The sequence below is a fragment of the Streptomyces sp. NPDC048171 genome, assembly GCF_043202655.1.
GTDB lineage: Bacteria > Actinomycetota > Actinomycetes > Streptomycetales > Streptomycetaceae > Streptomyces.
This window is the reverse complement of the sequence record NZ_JBIDAU010000007.1, coordinates 212036-235293: the sequence shown is the minus strand read 5'-3', so window position 1 is coordinate 235293 and position 23258 is coordinate 212036. Positions and strand designations below refer to the sequence as shown.

Annotated in this window: 20 protein-coding genes; 7 read left to right on the top strand and 13 right to left on the bottom strand. The window is 72.4% G+C overall.

The window, feature by feature from the left end; translation table 11 throughout:
- Nucleotides 1–114 precede the first annotated feature (114 nt).
- The 7 genes from ACGF3J_RS21140 to ACGF3J_RS21110 form a co-directional block, all read right to left on the bottom strand.
- Entirely contained in the window at nt 115–2025 is a 1911-nt protein-coding gene (locus ACGF3J_RS21140; protein WP_161327988.1) for a long-chain fatty acid--CoA ligase, read from the bottom strand.
- Nucleotides 2026–2157: 132 nt separating this feature from the next.
- On the bottom strand, nt 2158–3249 hold the full coding sequence (locus tag ACGF3J_RS21135) for a glutamate--cysteine ligase (RefSeq protein ID WP_161327989.1): 1092 nt from the start codon (nt 3247–3249) through the stop codon (nt 2158–2160).
- Between the two features lie 72 nt (nt 3250–3321).
- Nucleotides 3322–5544 (bottom strand): 1,4-alpha-glucan branching protein GlgB, encoded by a 2223-nt coding sequence (gene glgB / locus ACGF3J_RS21130; RefSeq protein ID WP_161327990.1) that lies wholly within the window; start codon nt 5542–5544, stop codon nt 3322–3324.
- Nucleotides 5545–5547: 3 nt separating this feature from the next.
- Nucleotides 5548–6909 carry a maltokinase gene (locus tag ACGF3J_RS21125; protein WP_386929186.1) on the bottom strand — a complete coding sequence of 454 codons (1362 nt, stop codon included), beginning with the start codon at nt 6907–6909 and terminating at the stop codon, nt 5548–5550.
- 28 nt (nt 6910–6937) lie between these two features.
- Nucleotides 6938–8656: a maltose alpha-D-glucosyltransferase gene (gene treS / locus ACGF3J_RS21120; RefSeq protein WP_393854470.1), complete on the bottom strand. Its 1719-nt coding sequence runs from the start codon at nt 8654–8656 to the stop codon at nt 6938–6940.
- Nucleotides 8653–10653: an alpha-1,4-glucan--maltose-1-phosphate maltosyltransferase gene (locus ACGF3J_RS21115; RefSeq protein WP_393854469.1), complete on the bottom strand. Its 2001-nt coding sequence runs from the start codon at nt 10651–10653 to the stop codon at nt 8653–8655. The genes treS and ACGF3J_RS21115 overlap by 4 nt, the downstream gene beginning before the upstream one ends.
- A 51-nt stretch (nt 10654–10704) precedes the next feature.
- Complete coding sequence (locus ACGF3J_RS21110; protein WP_161330490.1) at nt 10705–10977, bottom strand: DUF5133 domain-containing protein; 273 nt, start codon at nt 10975–10977, stop codon at nt 10705–10707.
- 285 nt (nt 10978–11262) lie between these two features.
- Here ACGF3J_RS21110 and ACGF3J_RS21105 point away from each other — a divergent pair, with 285 nt between their 5' ends.
- Together ACGF3J_RS21105 and glgX are read left to right on the top strand one after the other, a co-directional pair.
- Complete coding sequence (locus tag ACGF3J_RS21105) at nt 11263–11769, top strand: pep a2 (RefSeq protein ID WP_125494808.1); 507 nt, start codon at nt 11263–11265, stop codon at nt 11767–11769.
- Nucleotides 11766–13913 (top strand): glycogen debranching protein GlgX, encoded by a 2148-nt coding sequence (gene glgX, locus ACGF3J_RS21100; RefSeq protein ID WP_393854468.1) that lies wholly within the window; start codon nt 11766–11768, stop codon nt 13911–13913. Before ACGF3J_RS21105 ends, glgX begins: the two co-directional genes overlap by 4 nt.
- Nucleotides 13914–13927: 14 nt before the next feature.
- Here the strand turns inward: glgX and ACGF3J_RS21095 are convergent, their stop codons facing one another.
- Nucleotides 13928–14731: a VOC family protein gene (locus ACGF3J_RS21095; RefSeq protein WP_161332871.1), complete on the bottom strand. Its 804-nt coding sequence runs from the start codon at nt 14729–14731 to the stop codon at nt 13928–13930.
- A 227-nt stretch (nt 14732–14958) separates the two neighbouring features.
- On the opposite strand from ACGF3J_RS21095, the gene ACGF3J_RS21090 reads away from it, so the two are divergent.
- A complete protein-coding gene (locus tag ACGF3J_RS21090; protein ID WP_202559154.1) occupies nt 14959–15279 on the top strand; it encodes an ANTAR domain-containing protein in 321 nt (106 codons plus the stop codon).
- A 6-nt stretch (nt 15280–15285) separates the two neighbouring features.
- Here ACGF3J_RS21090 and ACGF3J_RS21085 read toward each other — a convergent pair whose 3' ends face one another.
- Complete coding sequence (locus ACGF3J_RS21085; protein WP_161332874.1) at nt 15286–16077, bottom strand: SigB/SigF/SigG family RNA polymerase sigma factor; 792 nt, start codon at nt 16075–16077, stop codon at nt 15286–15288.
- Between the two features lie 301 nt (nt 16078–16378).
- On the opposite strand from ACGF3J_RS21085, the gene ACGF3J_RS21080 reads away from it, so the two are divergent.
- A complete protein-coding gene (locus ACGF3J_RS21080; protein ID WP_234959785.1) occupies nt 16379–16903 on the top strand; it encodes a hypothetical protein in 525 nt (174 codons plus the stop codon).
- 33 nt (nt 16904–16936) lie between these two features.
- Here ACGF3J_RS21080 and hemC read toward each other — a convergent pair whose 3' ends face one another.
- From hemC to ACGF3J_RS21060, 4 genes are all read right to left on the bottom strand, one after another.
- Entirely contained in the window at nt 16937–17872 is a 936-nt protein-coding gene (gene hemC / locus ACGF3J_RS21075; RefSeq protein ID WP_161328583.1) for a hydroxymethylbilane synthase, read from the bottom strand.
- Nucleotides 17873–17973: 101 nt separating this feature from the next.
- Nucleotides 17974–18750: an NPP1 family protein gene (locus ACGF3J_RS21070; protein WP_161328584.1), complete on the bottom strand. Its 777-nt coding sequence runs from the start codon at nt 18748–18750 to the stop codon at nt 17974–17976.
- Nucleotides 18751–18890: 140 nt separating this feature from the next.
- On the bottom strand, nt 18891–19871 hold the full coding sequence (gene ligD / locus ACGF3J_RS21065) for a non-homologous end-joining DNA ligase (RefSeq protein WP_161328585.1): 981 nt from the start codon (nt 19869–19871) through the stop codon (nt 18891–18893).
- 98 nt (nt 19872–19969) lie between these two features.
- Nucleotides 19970–21424 carry an MFS transporter gene (locus tag ACGF3J_RS21060; RefSeq protein ID WP_161328586.1) on the bottom strand — a complete coding sequence of 485 codons (1455 nt, stop codon included), beginning with the start codon at nt 21422–21424 and terminating at the stop codon, nt 19970–19972.
- 230 nt (nt 21425–21654) lie between these two features.
- On the opposite strand from ACGF3J_RS21060, the gene ACGF3J_RS21055 reads away from it, so the two are divergent.
- The 3 genes from ACGF3J_RS21055 (at nt 21655) to ACGF3J_RS21045 (ending at nt 23227) form a co-directional block, all read left to right on the top strand.
- Nucleotides 21655–22311 (top strand): TetR/AcrR family transcriptional regulator, encoded by a 657-nt coding sequence (locus tag ACGF3J_RS21055; protein WP_393854467.1) that lies wholly within the window; start codon nt 21655–21657, stop codon nt 22309–22311.
- Between the two features lie 71 nt (nt 22312–22382).
- Nucleotides 22383–22763: a DoxX family protein gene (locus ACGF3J_RS21050; protein WP_161328878.1), complete on the top strand. Its 381-nt coding sequence runs from the start codon at nt 22383–22385 to the stop codon at nt 22761–22763.
- Nucleotides 22760–23227, top strand: a complete 468-nt coding sequence (locus ACGF3J_RS21045; RefSeq protein WP_161328877.1) for a peroxiredoxin — start codon at nt 22760–22762, stop codon at nt 23225–23227. The genes ACGF3J_RS21050 and ACGF3J_RS21045 overlap by 4 nt, the downstream gene beginning before the upstream one ends.
- Nucleotides 23228–23258 lie beyond the last annotated feature (31 nt).

Below are 23258 nucleotides of genomic sequence, written 5' to 3'. Positions count from 1 at the left end.
TCCTTCGCATTCCCTTCGTTTGTTAGTTCCCGAGACGGCCGAGGCTAGTCGCGCCGGTATGCCCGGCCCTCGCGGTGCGACCCGGGGTGACGGTCCCGTCACCCCGGGCGCGGTTCAGCGGAGGAAGACGCTGTCCGACTCCTCCCAGCCGGCCGGCTCCTCGGGCGGCGGCTGCGGCGGCCGGCGGTGCGACCGCGCCTCGTACATCGCGTCGATCTCCAGGGCGTAGGTCCGCACGATCTCGTCCCGCCGCAGCTTCATCGACGGGGTGAGCAGCCCGTTGGCCACGTCGAAGGGCTCCGGCAGCACGCGGAAGACCCGGATGGACTCCGAGCGGGACACCGCGCTGTTGGCGGCGGCCACGGCCCGCGCGACCTCCTCCCGCAGCGCGTTCTCCTCGCGTGCCTCACGGGCCGCGGTGTCGCCCTGCGCGGCCAGCGCCGCCCGCCAGTGCGTCAGGAACTCCGGGTCCAGCGTGATCAGGGCACCGACACAGGGCCGGTTGTCGCCGACCACCACCGCCTGGTGCACCAGCGGGTGCATCCGCAGCCGCTGCTCCAGGGCGGCCGGGGCGACACTCTTGCCGCCGCTGGTGATGATGATGTCCTTCTTGCGGCCGGTGATCGCCAGATAGTTCTCGTCGTCCAGGTGCCCGAGGTCGCCGGTGGCCAGCCAGCCCCCGCGCATCACCTGGCGGGTGGCGGCCTCGTCACCGACGTACCCCTGGAACAGCGACGGCCCGCGCACCAGGATCTCCCCGTCGTCGGCCAGCCGGATCTCCATGCCGGGCAACGGCTGCCCGACGGTGCCGGACTTCTCCCGGCCCAGCGGCTGCATCGTCAGTCCGCCGCTCGTCTCCGTCAGACCGTAGCCGTCGTGGACGTAGACCCCGATGCCTTCCCAGAAGAGGGACAGCTCGCGGCTGAGCGGCGAACCGCCGGACGTCGCCCGCAGCACCCGGCCCCCCAGCGCGTTCCGCAGCCGGCGGTACACCGTCCGCTCGTACAGGGCGTGCTGGAGCCGCAGGTCGAAGCCGGGCCCCGGCCCCCTGCCCAGCCGCTGGCGCTCCAGCGCCCCGGCGAAGTCCCGCGCCGTGCCGGCGGCCCGCTCGAACAGTGCCCCGCGCCCCGCCTGCTGGGCCGCGCGCAGGAAATTCTTGTAGATCTTCTCCAGGACCGACGGGACGGCGTACAGATACGTCGGACGGAAGGAACGCAGGGCCGAGGAGAGCGCCTCGCCGGTCATCGCGGGTTCGTGGGCCATCAGGAGCCCGCCCCGCACACACAGGGTCTGGATCATCAGCCCGTACACGTGCGAGAAGGGGAGGTAGGCGAGGACCGCGCCCTGCTCCCCCTCCGGCGCCACCGTGTGGCCCCAGCCCGCGATCAGCGTGTCGCACGGGAGGGCCAGCCCGCGGTGGCTGAGCGCACAGCCCATGGCCCGGCCCGACGTCCCCGAGGTGTAGGCGACGACCGCCGTGGAGTCGGGCAGCACGATGCGGCGCATGGAGTCGACGGTGGCGAACGGGAGGTACTCGCCGCGCGCCACGAGCGCGTCCAGCGCCCCCGCGTCCAGTTGCCAGACGTGCCGCAGGGCCGGCAGTGACGCGCACACCGAGCCGACGGTCATCACGCTCTGCTCGTCCTCGACCAGCACACCCACGCAGCCGGCGTCTCGCAGGATGTACTCGACCTGGTCGCGCGAGGAGGTCGGATAGATCGGCACGACCTCGGCGCCCACCGTCCACAGGGCGTGGCTGAAGACCGTCCACTCGTACCGGGTACGGGCCAGGATCGCCACCCGGTCGCCCGGCTGGATCCCGCTCGCTATCAGCCCCTTGGCCAGGTCGACGACCTCGTCGCGGACCTCCACAGCCGTCACCTCGTCCCAGACCGCGGAGTCGGGGCCGCGGCGGCGCGCGAGCATGGGCAGGGTCGGCGTGCGGGCGGCCGTGTCGAAGAGGCTGTCGGCGAGCCCGCCGGTCAGCGGCCCGGCGGCCCGGGGAGCGGGAGCGAGGTCGCGCATACGCTGGCTCCTGACGTGTACGGACGGTGACACCACCCACGAGTACCGTGGCCGGCGGTGCTCGGAATCTAGCCGAGCCGCAGGCTGCGGGGGGCCGGGACGGCAGAAGTGTGTCCGCGCGGTGATCTCGGTTCAGGCCGCCTGGGTCCGGCGCACGCACGCGGTGACGACCTCGCGCAGACTGCCCGTGCGCTCGAAGAGCTCGCGCTGCACCCGGGCGCCGTTGCCGTGCCGCAGCAGCGTCTCGACGCCCTCGCGCACCCGGTCGAGGTCGCCGTGGTCGGCCAGCGCCTCCTCGACGTGCTCCACCAGCGCCCGTACGGCCACCGCGGCGGGCATCCGTCGCATCGTCGCGGGGTGCAGCAGCTCCTCCGTCAGCCCGGAGCGGGCCGCCCGCCAGGCCGCCAGGCGGAGCAGGCTCACGCTGTGCCCGTCCGGCTCGGTGCCCGCGCGCCACTGACGGGCGGCCGTCTCGACCAGCGCGCGGGCCAGGGCGGCGACGACGACCGCGGTCCCCGCGTCCAGGCAGACGTCCGCCACCCGGAACTCGACCGTCGGATAGCGCCGGGAGAGCCGGACGTCGAAGTAGACCATCCCGTCGTCGAGGATCGTGCCCGTGGCGAGCATGTCCGCCACCCGGCGGTGGTAGCGCTCGGCCGAACCGAACAGCTCCGTCGGACCGGCCGACGGCCACCGCTGCCAGACCCGGCTGCGGTAGCTGCTGTACGAGGAGTCCTCCCCCTGCCAGTACGGGGAGTTCGCGCTCAGCGCGGTCAGCAGCGGCAGCCAGGGCCGCACCCGGTCTATGACCGCGACGCCCTCCTCGTCGGAGCCGACCGAGACGTGCACGTGGCAGCCGAGGACCAGCTGCTCCTGGACGACGACGCCGTACTGGTCGGCCATCCACTCGTAGCGGCGGTTCACGCCGATCGACGGGGTGACCGGCAGCGGCGACGAGGCGAGCGCGGCGACCGCGCACCCGATGCTCCCGGCGTGCCGGCCCGCCTCCTCACGGCAGCGGACGATCTCCGTGTGCAGCCGCCCCATGTCCGCCTGCGGATGGGTGGCGAACTCGAGCATCTGCTCGTGCAGTTCCTTCTCGAAGACGTCCTGTTCGGCGTCGTCGAGCGACGCCCTGGCCAGCACGGCGGCGGACAGCGCCCGTGGCTCTCCGGACACGGGGTCGACCAGGAGGAGTTCCTCCTCCACTCCGACGGTGCGCACCTGGTGCCGCCTCTCTGTGAACTCCCGGGACCAACCGACTGCCCCGGGCAGCCGGTCGGACACCTGGTCGTCTCACAGCGCGTACGGCGCCAGCCAGACCGTGGCGAGCGGCGGCAGGGTGAGGCGGATGCCGCCGTCCTCGGGCTTGACGGGGTCGGGGTTGGTCACCCCGCTGCCGCCGAACGCCTCGGCGTCGGTGTTGAGCACTTCCTGCCAGGCGACGGGCTCGTCCGGGACGGCCAGCCGGTACTCGTGCCGCACCACGGGGGAGAAGTTCGACACCGCCAGCAGCGGGGCGCCCGCCGCGTCGAACCGGAGGAACGCGAAGACGTTGTCCTCGGCCGCGTCCACCGCGACCCACCGGAAACCGGCCGGGTCGGTGTCGCGCTGCCACAGGGCCGGGGTGCGCGCGTAGCGGGTGTTGAGCTCGCGGACCAGGTCCTGGACGCCGCGGTGGTCGGCCGCCGAGTGGTACCCCTCGTCCAGCAGCCACCACTCCGGCCCGTGCTTCTCCGACCACTCGGCGCCCTGCGCGAACTCCTGGCCCATGAACAGCAGCTGCTTGCCGGGGTGGGCCCACATGAAGCCGAGGTAGGCCCGCACGTTGGCCCGCCGCTGCCACCAGTCGCCGGGCATCTTCGACACCAGCGCCTGCTTGCCGTGCACGACCTCGTCGTGGGAGATCGGCAGGACGTAGTTCTCGCTGTACGCGTACACCATCGAGAACGTCATCTCGTGGTGGTGGTACTTGCGGTGCACCGGCTCGTGCGCGGCGTACTCCAGCGAGTCGTGCATCCAGCCCATGTTCCACTTCAGGCCGAAGCCGAGCCCGCCGGTGTCGGTGGGCCGGGTCACCCCGCCCCATGCCGTCGACTCCTCGGCGATGGTCACCACACCGGGGCAGCGCCGGTAGACGGTCGCGTTCATCTCCTGGAGGAACGCCATGGCCGCCAGGTCCTCACGGCCCCCGTACTGGTTGGGCTCCCACTGCCCGGAGTCGCGCGAGTAGTCCAGGTAGAGCATCGAGGCGACCGCGTCCACCCGCAGCCCGTCGATGTGGAACTCCTCGCACCAGTACACCGCGTTCGCCACGAGGAAGTTGCGCACCTCGGTCCGGGCGAAGTCGAAGGTGTACGTCCCCCAGTCCGGGTGCTCCGCGCGCCGGGAGTCCCCGGGCTCGTACAGCGGTTCCCCGTCGAAGCGGCCCAGCGCCCAGTCGTCCTTCGGGAAGTGCGCCGGCACCCAGTCCATGATCACACCGAGGCCGGCCCGGTGCAGCGCGTCGACCAGGAAGCGGAAGTCGTCGGGGGAGCCGAGGCGCGCGGTCGGCGCGTAGAAGCCGGTGACCTGGTAGCCCCACGACGGGCCGTAGGGGTGCTCGGCGACCGGCATCAGCTCCACATGGGTGAAGCCCAGGTCCTTGACGTACGCGGGCAGCTCCTCGGCCAGCTCGCGGTACGTGAGCCCCGGCCGCCAGGACGCCAGGTGCACTTCGTACACGGAGAAGGGCGCCTCGTGCACCGGGGTGGCGGCCCGGGTGCGCATCCACTCCGCGTCACCCCACTCGTACCGCGAGGCGGTCACCACGGACGCGGTGTTCGGCGGCTCCTCGGCCGCGCGGGCCATCGGGTCGGCCTTGAGGAACCGGTGGCCGTGGCGCGAGTGGATCTCGAACTTGTACCTGGTGCCCTCACCGACGCCCGGCAGGAACAGCTCCCACACCCCGGACGAGCCCAGTGAGCGCATCGGGAACGCGGTGCCGTCCCAGTGCGTGAAGTCGGTGGCGACCCGCACGCCCTGGGCGTTCGGCGCCCACACCGTGAACCGGGTGCCGGTGACGCCCTCGTGGCTCATCGGCTCCGCACCGAGCGCCCGCCACAGCTCCTCGTGCCGGCCCTCCGCGATCAGGTGCAGGTCCAGCTCGCCGAGGGCGGGCAGGAAGCGGTACGGGTCGTGGACCTCGTGCTCCCCCTCCTCGTACGCCACGACGAGGGTGTACGCCGGGATCGAGGCCGTCGGCAGCACACCGGAGAAGAGGCCGTCCTCCTCCGAGACGAGGGCGTGGCGCTCGCCGTCCACGACCACGCTCACCTCGCGGGCGAAGGGCCGCAACGCCCGGAAGGCGACCCCGCCGGGGACCGGGTGGGCACCGAGCAGGGCGTGCGGATCGTGGTGGGCGCCCGCCAGCAGGCGCCCCCGGTCGGCGGGGTCCAGCGGCGGGGCGGTACCGCACGCCCCGGGGGTGGGCGGGACGGGAGCGGACGGCTCGGGGAGTGAGGTGTCGCGGAGTGCCACGGGTCAGTCTCCTCTCACGGCGAGTCGTTCGATCGCCGCCATGGGTACGGGAAGCCAGTCGGGGCGGTGCCGCGCCTCGTACAGCACCTCGTACACGGCCCGGTCCGTCTCGTAGGCGCGCAGCAGGCCGTGCTTCTTACGGGGGTCCCAGCCCGCGCGGGCGGCGTAGCCCGCGCAGAACGCCTCCCGGCAGCGGCGCGCCCACTCGGGGCGCCAGGGGCGCCGCTGCCGGGCGGCGTAGTCGAAGGAGCGCAGCATGCCCGCGATGTCCCGCACGGGGGAGTGGGCGCTGCGCCGTTCGGCCAGGGGGCGGGACGGTTCGCCCTCGAAGTCGATGACGAACCAGTCCCGGCCGGCCCGCAGCACCTGCCCGAGGTGCAGGTCGCCGTGGATCCGCTGGGCGGGCGGTCCGGAGTCGCAGGTGGACAGCGCGGCGAAGGCGGCCCGCAGTCCCGGGACGAAGGGCTGGAGCGCCGGGACGCAGTGCGCGGCGGCCGTCAGCCGCTCGGTCATCGCCGCCGCGGTGCGGCCGTTCTCCCCGGGCGCCCCGGCCGGGAAGGCGGAGGCCAGCGCCAGGTGCACGTCCCCCATGGCCTGTCCCAGCTCGTGGGCCTGCACGGTGAAGTCGTCCCCGGCCGCGAGCGCGTCCAGGGAGAGGGTCCAGCCGTCGGAGGCGTCGTGCAGGAACGGCTGGAGCACACCGAGGGTTGCCTCGTAGGGATGCGTCGTGCGCATCCACGCCACCGGCGCCGGGACCCGCCCGCAGCCCTGGCGGGCCAGCGCGTCCGGCACCTCGAGGTCGGGGTTGACGCCCGGCTGGACGCGCCGGAAGAGCTTGAGGATGAACTCGTCGCCGTAGATCAGCGAGGAGTTGGACTGCTCGGCGTCCAGGAGGCGGGGTGCGAGTCCGCCGGGCACCGGCCGCGCGGGGTCGGACTCGAAGCGCAGCGGTCCCGCCTTGCCGGGGTGCCGCAGCCGTTCCAGGAGGAGCTGTGCGGTGCGCGGATCGTGCAGGGCGTCGTAGACCGTGCGCCCGGCCAGCGGGCCGTCCCGCACCTGACCGATGATCGCCCGGCCCAGACGCGGCGAGGGCTGCTCGCGCACGCCGAGCAGCAGTTGGTAGCAGTCCCCGGCCGAGGGGGCGCCGCCCGGGGCGGGCACGGAGCCCTGCCCGGTGTGCACCAGGAGGTGCAGACAGCCCGGGAACAGCTCGGTCATCGACAGCAGACCCAGCTCGGCGACGGGCCGGTCCTTGCCGGCGAACCAGCGCTGGTGCGGCAGCCACTCCCGCAGCAGCTCGCCGAGCGACGCCATGGGCTCGGCGAGTTGCCTGCGTCTCGGGCGCAGGGGTGCGGTCTTCGGCATGGTGACGCGTCCTTTCCTCGGCCCAGGCTCAAGCGCGGCGGCCGATGCGGGATGCGACTCGGGTGAGCCGGAACCAGTAGAAGCCGTGGCCCCCGAGGGTCAGCAGGTACGGCAGCTCGCCGATGGCGGGGAAGCGGACTTCGCCGAACAGCTCGACCGGGTGGCGTCCGGCGAACTCCCGCAGGTCCAGTTCGGTGGGCTGCGCGAACCGCGCGAAGTTGTTCACGCACAGCACCAGGTCGTCCTCGTACTCCCGCAGGAAGGCGAGTACCGCGGGGTTGGAGGAGGGCAGTTCCGTGTAGGTGCCCAGGCCGAAGGCCGGGTTCTGCTTGCGGATCTCGATCATGCGCCGGGTCCAGTGCAGCAGCGACGAGGGCGAGGCCATGGCCGCCTCGACGTTCGTCACCTGGTAGCCGTGGACCGGGTCCATGATCGTCGGCAGGTAGAGGCGCCCGGGGTCACAGGTCGAGAAGCCGGCGTTGCGGTCCGGGGTCCACTGCATGGGGGTGCGCACGGCGTCGCGGTCGCCGAGCCAGATGTTGTCGCCCATGCCGATCTCGTCGCCGTAGTAGAGGATCGGCGAGCCCGGGAGGGCGAGCAGCAGCGCGGTGAACAGCTCGATCTGGTCGCGGTCGTTGTCCAGCAGGGTCGCGAGCCGCCGCCGGATGCCGATGTTGGCGCGCATCCGCGGGTCCTTGGCGTACTCCGCGTACATGTAGTCGCGCTCTTCGTCGGTGACCATCTCGAGGGTCAGCTCGTCGTGGTTGCGCAGGAAGATGCCCCACTGGCAGCCCGACGGGATGGCCGGGGTCTTGGCGAGGATCTCGGAGACCGGGTAGCGGGACTCGCGGCGCACCGCCATGAAGATGCGCGGCATGACCGGGAAGTGGAACGCCATGTGGCACTCGTCGCCGCCCGCGGAGTAGTCGCCGAAGTAGTCGACCACGTCCTCGGGCCACTGGTTGGCCTCGGCCAGCAGGACGGTGTCCGGGTACTGGGCGTCGATCTCGCGGCGGACGCGCTTGAGGAAGGCGTGCGAGGCGGGCAGGTTCTCGCAGTTGGTGCCCTCTTCGGCGTACAGATAGGGAACGGCGTCGAGGCGGTAGCCGTCGACGCCCAGGTCGAGCCAGAACTTCAGCGCGGCCAGCATCTCCTCCTGCACGGCCGGGTTCTCGTAGTTGAGGTCCGGCTGGTGGGAGAAGAACCGGTGCCAGAAGTACTGGCCGCGCACCGGGTCGTAGGTCCAGTTGGACGCCTCGGTGTCGACGAAGATGATGCGGGCGTCCGCGTACTGGGTGTCGTCGTCGGCCCAGACGTAGTAGTCGCCGTAGGGGCCGTCGGGGTTCTTGCGGGACTCCTGGAACCACGGGTGCTGGTCGCTGGTGTGGTTCATGACGAAGTCGATGATGACGCGCATGCCGCGCTGGTGGGCGGCGTCGACGAACTCCACGAAGTCGGCGAGGTCGCCGAACTCGGGGAGCACCGCGGTGTAGTCCGAGACGTCGTAGCCGCCGTCGCGCAGGGGCGACTTGAAGAAGGGCGGGAGCCAGAGGCAGTCCACGCCCAGCCATTGCAGGTAGTCCAGCTTGGCGGTGAGGCCCTTGAGGTCGCCGACGCCGTCGCCGTTGCTGTCCTGGAAGGAGCGGACGAGGACCTCGTAGAAGACGGCTCGCTTGAACCAGTCGGGGTCGCGGTCCTTGGCCGGGGTGTCCTCGAAGGTGTCCGGCACGGGCTCGTTGACGGTCATGAGGCTCCTGACCCTCCGTTCTGGGGCGCGGCGGTGGACGGCAGGCGGACGTGGAAGACGTGGGCGGGAGCCCCGCCGGGCTCCAGGCGCACGTAGTTCGTCCGGCCCCAGTGGTAGGTCCGACCCGTGAGTTCGTCGTGGACGGGCACGGTCTCGTGCCAGTCCAGGCCGAGCTGCGGCATGTCGAGGGAGATCGTGGCCTCCTGGGTGCGATGTGGATCGAGATTGGCGACCACCAGGACGGCGTCGGACCCCAGGCGCTTGCTGTACGCGATCAGCGCGTCGTTGTCGGTCCGGTGGAAGCGGAGGTTGCGCAGCCGGTGCAGCGCGGGATGGTCGCGCCGGATGGTGTTGAGCTTGGTGATGAGGGGGGCGATGGTGCGGCCCTCGCGGGCGGCGGCGGCCCAGTCGCGGGGTTTGAGCTGGTACTTCTCGGAGTCGAGGTACTCCTCGCTGCCCTCGCGCAGGGGGGTGTGCTCGCACAGTTCGTAGCCGCTGTAGATACCCCAGGTGGGGGAGAGGGTGGCGGCGAGGACGGCGCGGACCTCGAAGGCGGGGCGGCCGCCGGTCTGGAGGTAGGCGTGCAGGATGTCGGGGGTGTTGGCGAAGAAGTTGGGCCGCATGTAGGAGGCGGCGTCCCCCGTCAGTTCGGTGAGGTACTCGGTCAGTTCCTGCTTGGTGTTGCGCCAGGTGAAGTAGGTGTAGGACTGCTGGAAGCCGATCTGGGCGAGGGTGTGCATCATCGCGGGGCGGGTGAAGGCCTCGGCCAGGAAGATGACGTCGGGGTCGGCGCGGTTGATCTCGCCGATGACGCGTTCCCAGAACACGACGGGTTTGGTGTGGGGGTTGTCGACGCGGAAGATGCGCACCCCGTGGTCCATCCACAGGCGCAGGACGCGGACCGTCTCGGTGATCAGGCCGTCGAGGTCGGCGTCGAAGGCGACGGGGTAGATGTCCTGGTACTTCTTGGGCGGGTTCTCGGCGTAGGCGATGGTGCCGTCGGGGCGGTGGTGGAACCAGTCGGGGTGTTTGTGGACCCAGGGGTGGTCGGGGGAGCACTGGAGGGCGAAGTCGAGGGCGACTTCGAGGCCGTGCTGGGCGGCGGTGCGTACGAAGTGGTCGAAGTCGTCGAGGGTGCCCAGGGCGGGGTGGATGCTGTCGTGGCCGCCCTCGGGGGAGCCGATGGCCCAGGGGACGCCGACGTCGTCGGGGGTGGCGGAGAGGGTGTTGTTGCGGCCCTTGCGGTAGGTGGTGCCGATCGGGTGGACCGGGGGGAGGTAGACGACGTCGAAGCCCATCGCGGCGATGGCGGGCAGCCGGCGGGCGGCGGTGCGGAAGGTGCCGTGGGGCTGCTCGGGGGTGCCCTCGGAGCGGGGGAAGAACTCGTACCAGGCGCCGTACAGGGCGCGTTCGCGTTCGACCAGCAGGGGCAGCGGGTCGGAGGAGGTGACCAGTTCCCGCAGCGGATGGCGGGCCAGCACCGCGTCCACCTCCGGCGTCAACGCCGCCGCCAGCCGGGTGGCCACGGGCAGCGTGTCGTCGAGCAGGGCCTCCGAGGCGGCCAGCAGCACCGAGCGCCCCGAGGTCCCCGGCACGCCCGCCGCGGCCCGCCGGTACAGCTCGGCCCCCTCCTCGAGCACGAGGCCGGCGTCGATGCCGGCCGGGATCTTGATGCGCGCGTGGTGCCGCCAGGTGGAGACGGGGTCGCTCCACGCCTCCACCCGGTAGGTCCAGTTGCCCGGTGCGCCCGGGGTGACCTCGGCGCCCCAGCGGTCGGTGCCGGGCGCCAGCTCCCGCATCGGCGTCCACGGGCCCGGCCGTCCCTCCGGGTCCTTCAGCACGACGTTGGCGGCGACCGCGTCGTGTCCCTCCCGGAACACGGAGGCGGAGACCTCGAACGTCTCCCCCGTCACCGCCTTCGCCGGCCGCCTGCCGTGCTCCACCACCGGGTGGACGTCCCGTACCGGGATACGTCCGATGCCCACGGTCGTAGTCATCCGTTCTCACCTCCGCCGTGCTCGGGGCCGGGCGTGTGCCCGGCCGATGGGTCAGGCCGCGCCGGAGGGGGTCATCGGCCCCGACGGGGCGAAACGTTCCGGCTGCTCCTGCGCATGGGTGACCAGGTTCGTCCGCAGATACCTCTCGGCGGCGTCGGCGGCCTCGCGCGCGCACCGCTTTCCCATCAGCACGCAGAGGGTGTAGCCGGAGTCCTCGAAGGTGGTGCGGACCGTGACGTCCGAGGGGGACACCAGCATCGAGCGTTCCCAGGCGCGGTAATGCCGCAGCTGCCGGGCGACTTCGCTCTTCGCGGGGAGCAGCATGGCCGGTCACCTTCCGGACGGTCCGGTGGTACGGACGATCGAGTTCTTCACACATGGTGCACGGGTGGTGACGCGCCGTCTTGTTGGATCTTCAACTTTCCCTTCGGTCGTCGACGCTCCGCTTTCCCTCCGTTTGCCGCGGTTCGGTGCTCGTGTTGCACGAATGGACTACCGCTCCCACTCTGGAGTGACTCAGAAGCGATCAGCGCTCACGCTTCGTGATCGGGGAGCCCGTCCCCCAAGGGACGGGAGGAGCGGGAGCCTTCGCGGTGAGGAGCCACGACGATGAAGACCGCAGTGCCCTGCTACTACCACCTCGACGTGGAAGTGAGCCCCGAACGGGTCGGACAGGTCAGGCGCATCCTGGCCGCTCACCTCCGGTTCTGGAACCTGGAGAACCTCGTCGACCCCGTCTGTTCGGGTGCCGAGATGCTGCTTCGGGCGATCGACGAGCACGCGAGCGACAAGAACACGTCGATCGAGATGTGGTGGAACCACCAGCACCTCATCACGGCCGTAGCGGGCAACGACCACGCCCTCCGCCCCGACCAGGACCTGCGCACCTGCCTCCAGCACCTCGCCGCGCACAGCGACGGCTGGGGCTGCTGCGCCACCGACACCGGGGCGAAGGTCATCTGGTTCTCCCGGCGCGCCCGGTCCGCCGAACGCGTCCCGCTGGTGGCCACGTCACCGGAGCCGATCACCCAGGAGGGCCTGGAAGTGCCGCGCGAGGTCATGCCGGTGGCCCGGCTGGCCCGCCCGGCGGCCGGCGTACTGGAGGAGGCCCGGTGACCCGCGCGAGGCCGGACTGGAAGGGGTCGCCCGTGTGGAGCGGGCTCCCCTATCCGCTGGGCGCCGCCTTCGACGGACAGGGCACCAACTTCGCGCTGTTCAGCGAGGTCGCCGAACGCGTCGACCTGGTGCTCGTCGACGACGACGGCACCCACAGCACGATCGCGCTGCCCGACGTCGACGGCTTCGTCTGGCACTGCTACCTGCCCGGCGTCGGCCCGGGGCAGCGGTACGGCTACCGGGTCCACGGTCCGTGGGCCCCCGCCGTCGGTCACCGCTGCAACCCCGCGAAGCTCCTCCTCGACCCCTACACCCGCGCGGTGGACGGGCGGGTGGACAACCACGCCTCCCTCTTCGAGCGGGCACAGGGCAGGGCCGACCCGGGCGACAGCGCCGGGCACACCATGCTCGGCGTCGTCACCGACCCCTTCTTCGACTGGGGCGACGACCGCCCGCCCAGGCGCCGGTACGCGGAGTCCGTGATCTACGAGGCGCACGTCCGCGGGATCAGCCGCACCCACCCCGACGTCCCGCCGGAACTGCGCGGCACCTACGCCGGGCTGGCGCACCCGGCGGTCGTGGAGCACCTGACGTCCCTCGGCGTGACCGCCGTGGAGCTGATGCCGGTGCACCAGTTCGTGCACGACGGAGTGCTCCAGGACCGGGGCCTGTCCAACTACTGGGGCTACAACACCATCGGCTTCTTCGCGCCCCACAACGGCTACGCCGCCCTCGGCACCCGCGGCCAGCAGGTCACCGAGTTCAAGTCGATGGTCAAGGCGCTGCACGAGGCCGGCCTCGAAGTGATCCTCGACGTGGTCTACAACCACACCGCCGAGGGCAACGAGCAGGGCCCCAGCCTCTCCTTCCGGGGCATCGACAACGCCTCGTACTACCGCCTGGTGGACGGCGACTGGCAGCACTACTACGACACCACCGGCACCGGCAACAGCCTGCTGATGCGGCACCCCTACGTCCTCCAGCTCATCATGGACTCGCTGCGCTACTGGGTGACCGAGATGCACGTCGACGGCTTCCGCTTCGACCTCGCGGCCACCCTGGCCCGGCAGTTCCACGAGGTGGACCGGCTGTCGGCGTTCTTCGACCTCATCCAGCAGGACCCGGTGATCAGCCGCGTCAAACTGATCGCCGAGCCCTGGGACGTCGGCGAGGGCGGCTACCAGGTCGGCAACTTCCCGTCGCTGTGGTCGGAGTGGAACGGCAAGTACCGTGACGCCGTACGGGACTTCTGGCGCTCCGAGGAACACACCCTCGGCGAGTTCGCCTCCCGGCTGACCGGCTCGTCCGACCTGTACCAGCACAGCCGGCGCCGCCCCCGCGCCAGCGTCAACTTCGTCACCGCGCACGACGGGTTCACCCTGCGCGACCTCGTCTCCTACAACGACAAGCACAACGAGGCCAACGGCGAGGACAACCAGGACGGCGAGAGCCACAACCGGTCCTGGAACTGCGGGGCGGAGGGCGCGACCAAGGACCCGGCCGTCCGGGAACTGCGCGGCCGCCAGCAGCGCAACTTCCTCGCCACACTGCTGTTCTCCCAGGGCATCCCGATGCTCTGCCACGGCGACGAACTGGGCCGCACCCAGCACGGCAACAACAACGCCTACTGCCAGGACAACGAGATCTCCTGGATCGACTGGCGGCTGGACGACGAGCAGCGCGCCCTCCTGGACTTCTCCCGGCGGGTCATCGCGCTGCGCGCCGACCACCCCGTGCTGCGCCGGCGCCGGTTCTTCCTCGGCGACACGGTCACCCGCGCGGACCAGCCGCTGCCCGACCTGGTCTGGCTGCGGCCGGACGCCACGGAGATGACCGGTGCCGACTGGCAGCGCTCCGACGCGCACGCCGTCGGCGTCTTCCTCAACGGCGACGCCATCGCCGAACCCGACCCGTGCGGACGGCCGGTGGTCGACGACTCCTTCCTGCTGCTGTTCAACAGCCACTGGGAGGCCGCCGACTTCAGGCTGCCCGGCGCGGCCTACGGGGAGCGCTGGACGGCCCTGGTCGACACCGCCGACCCCGAGGGCGTCCCCGACGAGGCGGAGCACAAGGCGGCCACGGTGGTGACCGTGGAGCAGCGCAGTCTGGTGCTGCTCTCCCGGCCGTCCCGCACCGGCCGGTGAGCCGGCCGGTGGGGTCAGTTGCCGAGGCGGCGCGCGGTCACCGTGAACTGCGCGCCGTCGGCGTCCCGGAGCACGCCCTCGTCGCCGCTCAGGGAGAGCACGCTGCCGCCGTGCAGCTCCGCCGCCCGGGCGCACGCCCCGACGTCGTCCACCGCGAAGTGGATCTGCCAGTGCGGCCGCACGGCCGGGTCCGGGGCCGCTTCCAGGGCGCCGGACTCGATCAGGGCCACGACCTCGCCCTGATGGCGCAGGACCACCTCGTCGCCCTCGTACCGGACCTCGCAGCAGCCCTCGCCCGACGCCCAGTCGAAGATCTCGCCGTAGAAGATGGCGGCGTCGAAGGCGTCACGCGTGTGCAGCCGGATGAACGCGGGGCGCGACCTGCGCCAGGCGTCCCAGTCGGTGAGCAGCTCGCCCTCCCAGATCCCGAAGGTCGCGCCGTCCCGGTCGGCGAGCAGCGCCGCCCGCCCGGGCGGCAGGGAGATCGGCCCGACCGCGGCGGTCCCGCCGCGCTCCTGCGCCCGCGACACGGCCTCGTCCGCGCTGCGCACGGCGAAGTACGGCGTCCACGCCACCGCCATCTGCCACATCGCGGCCACCGCGGCGATCCCTGCGACCGGCACGTCGTCGGCCAGCGCGATGCGGAAGGGCTCGCCCAGCTTGCCCGGCCGCCACTGCCAGCCCAGCACGGCGGAGTAGAACTCCTCGGTGGCCTTCAGGTCACGGCTGGTGAGACTCACCCAGCAGGGCGCCCCGTACACGGAGCGCGTGGACATCAGGCTCTCCGCGCCGGCGGGGTGGGTCATGTCGTGGTTCATGGCAGTCGCGTCCTGGTCTCGTCCACCGGCAGCCACCGGCTCCACACCAGTGTCCGGCCGGGAGTGCGGCGGGCGCCTGCCGAGTACCCCGGCGGCGACGCCGAAACGGTGGCGGGGGAGCCCCGTACGGCCCAGTGGCGGGACGCCCCGGGGGTCGCGACGATAGAGGCGGCGCAGCGGTCCCGCGCGGCACAGGCGGCGGTGACCCGCCGGATCCGGAGGTGACCATGTCCACGGACACGGGCTCGGACCAGGTCTTCCAGCTGCAGGAGCAGGTCCGGCAGCTGAAGGAGGCGGTCGTCTCGCACGCCGTCGTGGACCAGGCCATCGGGATGATCGTCGTCCTGGGCCGGGTGGCACCCGACCAGGGGTGGATCATCCTGCGCGAGGTGTCCCAGCACACGAACGTCAAACTCCGCGACGTCGCGGAGACGATCCTCGTCTGGGGACGCACCGGAGTGATGCCGCCGCGGATACGGGCCGCGCTGGAGGACACCCTGGACCGCCAGTGCCCCACGCGTGTCCCCGGCGCCCCGCCGGAGCGCTGACACCCCTCAGCGGGCCTCCGTCAGGATCTCCTCGCGGATCCGGTCGAAGCAGCCGGTGAGCAGCCGGGAGACGTGCATCTGGGAGATGCCGAGCTGCTGCGCGATGCGGCTCTGGGTCATCCCGCCGAAGAAGCGCAGGTAGAGGATGGTGCGCTCGCGCTCGGGCAGCGCCTCAAGGCACGGCCGGACGGCCACCCGGTCCACCACCGCGTCGAACGCCGGATCGGGACCGCCGAGCGCGTCCCCGAGGGCGTACCCGTCGGTGCCGGGCATCTCCGCCTCCAGCGACAGGGCGGTGAAGCACTCCAGGGCCTCCATGCCGGTCCTGACCTCGACCACGGTCAGCTGCGCGTGCTCGGCGATCTCCTCCACCGTCGGCGCGCGGCCCGGCGTGGTCTGCGCCAGCTCCTTGGCCGAGCGGCGCACCCGGTTGCGCAGGTCCTGGATCCGCCGCGGCACGTGCAGGGTCCACATGTGGTCGCGGAAGTGCCGCTTGATCTCGCCGGTCACGGTCGGCACGGCGTACGCCTCGAAGGCGTGGCCGCGTTCCGGGTCGTAGTGGTCCACGGCCTTGACCAGCCCGAGGGCGGCCACCTGGTAGAGGTCCTCCAGATTCTCGCCGCGGCCCCGGAAGCGTACGGCGATCCGCTCCGCCATCGGGAGCCAGCTCCGGATCAGTTCGTCCCGCAGCGCCCGGCGCTCGGGTCCCTCGGGCAGCCCGGCGAGCCGGTCGAACGCGGCGGCGGTGTCGGGGGCGTCGTCGTGCGGGTGGGGCTTGGTACGGCCGGCGACACGCATCACGCGCACCTCCCTCGGCAGGGGTGCTGGCAAGTCCTCGTACATATGGATACTGAGCGCGATTGGGCCGAACGGCCACTCGAACGGCCGCGGGCCGGTGATCGGCGCGGCGGACGGGCCGGAAGTGATGTGCGGCACGCTCCCCGTGATCGTCCGGCGCGGGCCCCGGCGGATCCTTCCTGGGCAGCGCTTGATCACCGATCAAAAGGCACGAAATCCCTGGCCACAGCGCATTCCGCTCATTTGACAGTGCACTGAGCGCACAGATAGGAAGCAGCGTCGAGAGGTCGAGAGGGGCACCGTGTACGAGCCGAACGTGGTCGGGGACTGGCAGGAGTACGACGAGCACGCCGGCCTGCGGGTCCGTGTCCACCGTCTTGAGCCGGCCGAGCCGCCGCGTGGGCGCGACGACGCCGCCGAGGGGCTGACGTACTTCTGTGTCCGGGTGACCGTCGAGAACCGGGGCGCCGGGCACCTCGGCATCCACCTGGAGGACGGCCAGATCGACGTCCGGATCGGCCCCGACGGTGAGAGCGCCTTCCTGGACTGGCGCAACTCCCAGTTCATCGAGGGCTTCGACGTCTACCCGCTGCGCCGGGCCACCGCCGTGCTGTACGCGGCCGGCCCGGAGCCGAGCCTCGGGCAGGTGGACGTCCAGGTCCAGCTGCGGGTGGACGAGGAGTGGGCCGACCGCCGGCTGTGGAGCGGCGGCCTCGGTCTGCCCGACCCGGCCGCCGGGGCGGCCCCGGGCGCGGTGCGGGGCGAGGAGCTGGCGCACCAGGTGAGCGCCTTCCTGCGGGGGCAGGCGGAGGAGGGCTCCGCCTGATCCGCGGGGCGGGCGCGGCCGGGCCGCGGCGCCTCAGTGCGCGATGCCGTCGATGATCTCGCGGGCGCCCTGACGCAGCAGCGCCACGGCGACCGAGGTGCCCAGGGTGGCCGGGTCGAGCCGGCCGGCCCACTCGTGGGCGTTCAGCCGCGTCTTGCCGTCCGGGGTGAACACACAGGCCCGCAGCGAGAGTTCCCCGCTCCGGTCCACGCGGGCGTACCCGGCGATCGGGCTGTTGCAGTGCCCCTGGAGAACGTGCAGGAACATGCGCTCCGCCGTCGCCTCCCGGTGCGTTCGCGGATGGCCCAGGCCGCTGACCGCGTCGATCAGCGCGGTGTCGTCCTCGCGGCACTGGAGGGCGAGGATGCCCGCGCCGATCGGCGGCATCATCGTCTCGGGGGAGAGGACCTCGCTGACCACGTCCCGGCGGCCGATGCGCTCCAGGCCGGAGACCGCGAGCAGCAGCGCGTCCGCCTCGCCGGCGGCGAGCTTCGCCAGCCGCCGGTTGGCGTTGCCCCGGAACGGCACGCACCGCAGCTGCGGGTGGGTGGCGGCCAGTTGCGCGACGCGGCGCACCGAGGAGGTGCCGACCCGGGTACCGGCCGGCAACTCGTCCAGGGTGAGCCCCTCCGGGTGGACGAGCGCGTCCCTGATGTCGTCGCGCTCCAGGAAGGCGGCGAACACCGTGCCGGCGGGCAGGGGCCGGTCGGCGGGTACGTCCTTGACGCAGTGCACGGCGAGATCGGCCTCGCCCGACAGCAGGGCGGCGTCCACCTCCTTGGTGAACGCGCCCTTGCCCTCCACCAGCGACAGGTCGCCGAGCCACTTGTCGCCGGTGGTCTTCACCGGGACGACCTCGGTGCGCACGCCGGGGTGGAGGGCCGCCAGCTCCCCCCGGACGCGCTCGACCTGAGCGAGGGCCATGGGGGAGTCGCGCGAGACGATACGGATCAGTTCGGCATCGGACATGCGGACACGATAGTGCTCACCGGGGTGCCCGGGTCGCGTGGTTCGCCCGGCCGGCCGGGTGCCGTCCGTCTCCTTGGGCGTCCCGTTCGGGTGTCCGTCCGTCAGGCGTTCGGGTCGAAGGGGATGCCGGAGGGCTTGGCGGCCGCCAGGTGGGAGGCGAAGCTGCCGTCCTTCAGGCCGAAGTGGGCACTGCCGAAGTCGTGGGAGGCCAACTTGTCGCGCACACCCGCCGGATAGCCGTTCCAGCCCACCAGCGCCGGGTACTGCCAGCCGCCCTCGTGGTTCTCCGGCGGCTCGTCGCCAGCGGTCGCCAGGCGGAAGCAGTGGGTGCTGATGCCGTCCTTGTGGTAGACGATCTTCGGGTGGGTGCCGTCGAAGCGGACCGCCTCACGCGCGTGCACGCTGAACGAGCCGTGGTTGGAGGTCGAGACGTACTGCGCCACGCCGTCCCGCACCCACACCACGACGTGCTCCCAGTCGTGCCGGTGGCCGCCGAGGCTGCTGCCGGGCAGTGCCTGGTCCTTCTCGAAGTACAGGCCGTACATGTAGGCGCACCACCCGTTGTTGCACTTGGCGCGCGAGTAGCCGTTGGTGTTGTCCAGGTCGGCGGCGTCCCGGCAGTTGCCGTTGAGCGCCCCGGTCGGGTTGAGCCCGCCGTTGACCGTGCCGTCGGCGCCGATGGCCGGCGTGGGGTAGCAGCCGTCGGTGTCGTAGTCGTAGGCCGGCTGGTACGTCTGTTCCGGGCCGTCCGCGTTGGCGGGCAGTCCGGGCGGCGGGGCGGCGAACGCGCTGGTGGGGAAGGCGACGACGAGGGCGAGGGCGCCGAGCGGCGCGGTGAGCCATCTCAGGCGACGGGGGGTGGCGGTACGCGAGGGCATCGCGTTCTCCTCTGCGGGCGCAGCCCAACGGCTGTGGGGGGAAGGGGCGTTCAGGGTCCCGTCTTTTCACTCCCGCGCCAAGGGCGCCCGGGCGTCACCGCGGTGAAGTGCTGCCCAATGGATGATGCTCCGTCACGCGTTCATCCCGGGTCGTCCGGAATGTCGGCCGCCGACTCCTCGGGTGCCAGGTCCGGGCGGAGCCTGAGCCAGGACGGCTGGCGCAGCATGCCGTCCCGGGTGCGGGTGCTGTAGCGGACCTCGCCGACCAGCCGGGGAACGACCCAGCGGGCTCCCGGCACCGCCGGCACCGGGTCGAAGGGGCAGACGTCCGTGGCCGCCGCCCCGAGCAGGGCCGCCAGTTCGGCACGCTCGGCCGCGCTCCAGCCGGTGCCGACGCCGCCGACGTAGCGCAGCCGGCCCCCGGCGCGCTGGCCGACCAGGAGGGCGCCGGGCAGGCCCGTGAGGTGCCCCTTGCCGGGCAGCCAGCCGCCGACCACGACGTCCTCGCTGCGCATGTTGCGGATCTTGATCCAGGCACGGGAGCGGATCCCCGGTTCGTACACCGAGTCCAGCCGCTTGCACACCAGCCCCTCCAGGCCGTGCTCGCGGGTGGCGCGCAGGGCCTGTGCGCCGTGGCCGACCAGGGCGGCGGGGGTGGACCAGGCGGGACCGGCCAGGCCGAGGTCCGTCAGCCGCTCGCGGCGGCCGGTGTAGGGCAGGCGCAGCAGGGACTCGCCCGCCAGGTGCAGCGCGTCGAACAGCACCAGGTGGACGGGGACCCTGGCCGCCCGGTGCGCCGCTCGTGCGGGGGCGTGTGCGAGGCCCATCCGGGACTGGAGCAACTGGAAGTCCGCGCGGCCCTGTTCGTCCAGGGCCAGCACCTCGCCGTCCAGGATCGCGGGGGTGGCACCGAGGGCGGTGGCGAGCGGTGCCAGTTCGGGATAGGCGGCGGTGATGTCGTGGCCGGAGCGGGCGCGCAGCAGCAGGCTGCCGTCGCCGGGCAGGTAGACCAGCACCCGCTGGCCGTCCTGCTTCGTCTCGTAGGCCCAGCGCCCGTCCAGCGCGGCGGGCGGCAGGACGCCGGGGGTGGCGAGCATGGGCGGGATCCGAGGCAGCTCCACGGGTCAGTTCTCGACGCGCCGGGCCGCCGTCACGCGCCCCGCCCGCCAGGTTCGCCTGAACGGCGCCGGTCCCCACGGCGGGGCCGGCGCCGTCGCCGTCAGTGGGCGGAGGCGACCCGCGCCGCGGCCCCGTCGGCCGGTGCCGGGTGCGCCGACCCGGCGGAGGAGCGGTGGCGGGGGATGAACGACGCGAGCGCGAAGGCGAGCACGGCGGCGCCCGCGCCGATGCCCATGACCACCTTGAACGCGTTCTCGGAGGGCAGGGCGAAGCCGCCGACGGAGACCGTCAGCTGGGCCAGGATCACGCCGGCGATGGCGCTGGCCACCGAGGTGCCGATGGACCGCATGAGCGTGTTGAGGCTGTTCGCGGCGGCCGTCTCACTGGCCGGCACCGCACCCATGATCAGGGCCGGCATGGCGCCGTAGGTGAAGCCGATGCCCGCGCCGATGACGCAGGAGACCAGCACCAGGTGCCAGACCTCGGACATCAGCACGATGTTGAGCCCGTAGCCGCCCGCGACGATCAGGGCGCCGATCATCAGGGTCACCTTGGGGCCCCGGGACTTGGAGACCTTCGCGGAGACCGGGGCGAACGCCATCATCACCAGCCCGGACGGCGCCATCACCAGGCCCGCGGTCAGCAGGGACCGGCCCAGACCGTAACCGGTGGCCTCGGGCAACTGGAGGAGCTGCGGAAGCACCAGGGACATCGCGAACATGGAGAAGCCGACGGCTATCGACGCCAGGTTGGTGAACAGCACCTGGCGGCGAGCGGTGGTGCGCAGGTCGACCAGCGGTCGCGGGGTGCGCAGCTCCCACCGGCCCCACACCAGCAGGATCACCACGGCCGCCGCGAACAGGCCGAGGGTGGTGCCGCTGCTCCAGCCCCAGTCGGCGCCCTTGGAGATCGCCAGCAGCAGGCAGACCAGACCGGCCGCCATGCCGATGGCGCCGGGCACGTCGAAGCGGCCGCCGGTGCGCACCGCCGACTCCGGAACCAGGGCCAGCACCAGCACCAGGGCGACGGCGCCGAGCGCGCCGGAGACCCAGAACAGCATGTGCCAGTCGAGGTTGTCCGCGATCAGCGCGGCGGCGGGCAGGCCGAGCGCGCCGCCCACCCCGAGCGAGGCGCTCATCAGGGCCGTGGCGCCGGCCAGCCGCTCGGCGGGCAGTTCGTCGCGCATGATGCTGATGCCCAGCGGGATCACGGCGGCGGAGAGTCCCTGCATGGCGCGTCCGACGACCATCGGGACCAGGGTGTCGCTCAGTCCGCAGACGGCCGAGCCGGCGATCAGCAGCACCAGGCTGAGCAGCAGCATGCGCCGCTTGCCCGCCATGTCGCCGAGCCGCCCGACGACCGGGGTGGCCACCGCGGCGGCGAGCAGCGTGGCGGTCACCGCCCAGGCCGCGTCCGAGGCGGGTGCGTCCAGCAGCTTGGGCAGCTCCGGGACGATCGGGATGACCAGCGTCTGCATGAGCGAGACGACGATGCCGGCCAGCGCCAGCACCGCCACCACGGCGTTCGGCCGCGGTGCGGCGGGGGAAGCGGGCATGGATGAGCCTTTCGGGCGATGAGCGCGAGAGCCTGGGAGCGATGTTTTAAGTCAGTCGCTTGAAGTATCGTACGCGGTGGAGAGAGGGCCCGCCCGTCCAGGTCGCGCGACGGCCCGGCGCCGGCGCCCCGTAGGCTTCCGTCAGAACGCGCCGCACGGCGGCGGACCTGCGACGACTCGAGGGACCGGTCGCCGCCGGCCGTAAGGAGAGTCCCGGCGCGGTGGTGATCATGGCGGGCAGAACGGTCCGGACGGAACAGGTCAGCGCGACCCGGGAGCTGATCCTGACCACCGCCGAGCGGCTGTTCGCTGAACACGGCGTCTACGCCGTCTCCAACCGGCAGGTCAGCGAGGCCGCGGGCCAGGGCAACAACGCCGCGGTCGGCTACCACTTCGGCACCAAGTCCGACCTCGTCCGCGCGGTGGCCAAGCGCCACTCGGCCCGCGTCGAGGAACTGCGGGCCCGCCAGCTCGCCGCCCTCGGCGACTCGACGGACCTGCGCGACTGGGTGGACTGCCTGGTCCGGCCGCAGTTCGACCACCTCGCGGCACTGGGCGGCCCCACCTGGTACGCGCGGTTCTGCGCCCAGGTCATGACCGACCCGGCGCTGCGGGAGATCCTGGTCGAGGAGTCCCGCGCCTCCCCCTCGCTGCGCGAGATCATCGCCGGACGCAACCGCTGCATGCCCGCGCTGCCGGACGAGGTTCGCGCCGAGCGGGGCGACATGGCGCGCCATCTCATCGTGCACGTGGCGGCCGAGCGGGAACGCGCCCTCGCCGAGGGGCGCCCCACGCCGCGGGCCGGCTGGCAGGAGGCCGCCGACGGGCTGGTCGACGCGATCGTGGGCATGTGGCTGGCGCCCGTCACGCCCCGCGGCGGGGCATGACCGGCGGTCGGCCTCGCCGCCGCTCCTTACCGTCGAGTAATATCCCGCGGCAGGCCCCCAGAGGAGGAACCGTGTCCCGGTCCGAACGCTCACCCCTGCTGCTCGCCGGTCTGCTGGCCACCGCGGGCGCCGCCCACTTCGCCCAGCCCCGCACCTTCGACGCGATCGTCCCGCGCTCCCTGCCCGGCTCGCCCCGGGCGTGGACGTACGCCAGCGGCGTCGCCGAACTCGCGCTGGCCGCCGGTGTCGCCCTCCCGCGCACCCGCAAGGCGGCCGCGCTGACCGCGGCCGCCTTCTTCGTCGGGGTGTTCCCCGCCAACGCCAAGATGGCCTGGGACTGGCGGCACCGCCCCGCACCCCTGAGGGCCGCCGCCTACGGCCGGCTCCCCGTGCAGGTGCCGCTGGTGCTGTGGGCCCGCAGCGTCGCCAAGAGCAGCGAGGGCCGGTCATGAGCCGTACGCCCGCCGTCGGCGACACCGTCGAGGACTTCACGCTGCCCGACGAGACCGGCACACCGCGCAGCCTGTCCGAACTGCTCGCCGACGGCCCGGTCGTCCTCTTCTTCTATCCCGCCGCCCTGACCGCCGGCTGCACCGCGGAAGCCTGTCACTTCCGCGATCTCGCCGCCGAGTTCGCGGCCGTCGGCGCCCGCCCCGTCGGCGTCAGCGGCGACACCGTCGAGAAGCAGCAGGAATTCACCGGACGCCACACCCTCGGGATGCCGCTGCTCTCCGACACCGACGGCGCCGTCCGCGAGCGGTTCGGGGTGAAGCGGGGGTTCAGCATGGCCCCGACCAAGCGGGTCACCTTCGTGATCGGCCGGGACCGCACCCTGCTGGAGGTCGTGCGCAGCGAGATCAGGATGAACACGCACGCCGACCGCGCCCTCGCCGCCCTCCGGGCGCACGGGGCCTGACGGGGCCGGTCACACCCCGTCCCGGTTGATA